The organism is bacterium (genome assembly GCA_035370465.1).
Lineage (GTDB): Bacteria > Ratteibacteria > UBA8468 > B48-G9 > JAFGKM01 > JAGGVW01.
Genome location: DAOOVW010000098.1, coordinates 1 through 1891 on the forward strand (window position 1 = coordinate 1; position 1891 = coordinate 1891).

Sequence of the window (1891 nt, forward strand, 5' to 3'; positions counted from 1 at the left end):
AACGAAAAAAAAGATAGTTGGGTTAGTTGTAGGAATAGTATTAGTTTTATCTTTCATTGTTGTTGCTGGAGTTAAAAATTTTAAAGAAGTACCTAAATTACCTAATCCCAGTACTTTTGTTTCTGTTTCACCAGAAGTAATGTCTTTACAAAATGCTTTTGTTAGTGTTTCAAAAGCTGTAAGACCAAGTGTTGTTCAAATTACCACAGAAAAAACAATAACTTATAGATATTGGGACCCATTTGGTGATATAGAGGATTTTTTTAATTTCCCTTTTGATAATTTTTTTAGTATTCCTAAGAGAAACCAGCAACCAAAAACATTTAAAAAGAAACAGGAAGGTTTAGGTTCTGGATTTATTGTTGACCCTGATGGATATATTTTAACAAATAACCATGTAATTGAAGGAGTAGATAGAGTTCTTGTTAAACTATTTGATGATGAAAATAAATATCCAGCAAAAATTATAGGAACAGACCCAAAGACAGACCTTGCACTTATAAAAATTGATGTTAAAAGGGCACTACCATCTGTTGTTTTAGGTGATTCTGATACAATCCAGGTTGGTGAATGGGCAATTGCAATAGGAAATCCTATGGGCTTGACTGAAACAGTGACAGTGGGCGTTATAAGTGCAACAGGTAGAAGTGGTTTTGGAATAACACAATATGAGGATTTTATACAGACAGATGCAGCAATTAATCCTGGAAATTCTGGTGGACCACTGGTAAATATAAAAGGAGAAGTTATAGGGATTAATACATTTATTATTACTCCTTATGCTGCCCAAAATATTGGATTTGCTATTCCTATAAATATAGCAAAAAGTGTTTTTAAACAACTTAAAGAAAAGGGTAAAGTTGTAAGAGGATATTTAGGAATTGTTCTTCAACCACTCACTGATGACCTTTCAAAATCATTTGGACTGAATAATACAAAAGGAGCAGTTGTTGCACAGGTTATGAGTAATTCACCTGCTGAAAAAGGTGGTTTAAAAGTAGGAGATGTAATAGTTGAATTTGATGGGCAAAAAATTGAAGATGTTAAGGATTTGCAAATGAAAGTAGCAAATACACCGGTTGGAAAGAAAGTTAAAGTGGGGATTTTTAGAGATGGAAAGGCAATAACATTGGAAGTTCAAGTTGGAGAAATGCCTGAAGAAGAGAAAGTTGCAAAGACAGAAGAAGAACAATCTGGTTTATGGTTTGGAATGAAAGTAAGCGAGATAACAGACCAGATAGCAAATAAATATGGACTTGAAAATAAAGAAGGAGTTATTGTTGTTTATGTTGAACAGGGGTCTGTTGCTGATGAAAGTGGGATAATTCCTGGAAGTGTTATAAAAAAAATTGATAAATATACAATAAAAAATTATGCTGACTTTTTAGAAGCAAAGAAAAATGTAAATTCAAAACAATATATAAGCGTCTGGATAGTAATAAATGGGCAGGGCAGGTTTGTTGTTCTTAAAAAAAGTGAATAAAGACGAAAAAATTGTCTTTTATAAAGTATTAAAACTTCTTTCAAAAAAAAATTATTCTGAAAATGAATTAAGAAATAAGTTAAATTCAGTTGATAATGATATAGTTAACAGAATAATTGAAAAATTAAAAGAAAAGGGTCTTATTGATGATAAAAAGTATTCCCACGATATTGTTGAAAGATATTTAGAAAGAGGAAAAGGATTTTATTATATTATAAACATATTAAAAAGAAAAGGATTTAATGAAGAGATAATAAATCAAATTAGACAAAACTTTGATTTTGAAAAAGAATATAGAGTTGCTCAGGCACTTATAAAAAAAAGGAAAAATAAGGGGAAAAATAATTTATTTTTATATTTGAAAGGAAGAGGTTTTTCTTCTGAAACAATAAATAAGATAATTGAAAG

Annotated in this window: 2 protein-coding genes; both read left to right on the plus strand. The window is 29.9% G+C overall.

The annotated features are described in order from the left end of the window. Positions 1–1483 (plus strand): Do family serine endopeptidase (locus tag PLW95_08135; GenBank protein HOV22623.1); only part of this gene is annotated, 1483 nt, incomplete at its 5' end. Further along, positions 1476–1891 (plus strand): regulatory protein RecX (locus PLW95_08140; protein HOV22624.1); only part of this gene is annotated, 416 nt, incomplete at its 3' end. The genes PLW95_08135 and PLW95_08140, both read left to right, overlap by 8 nt.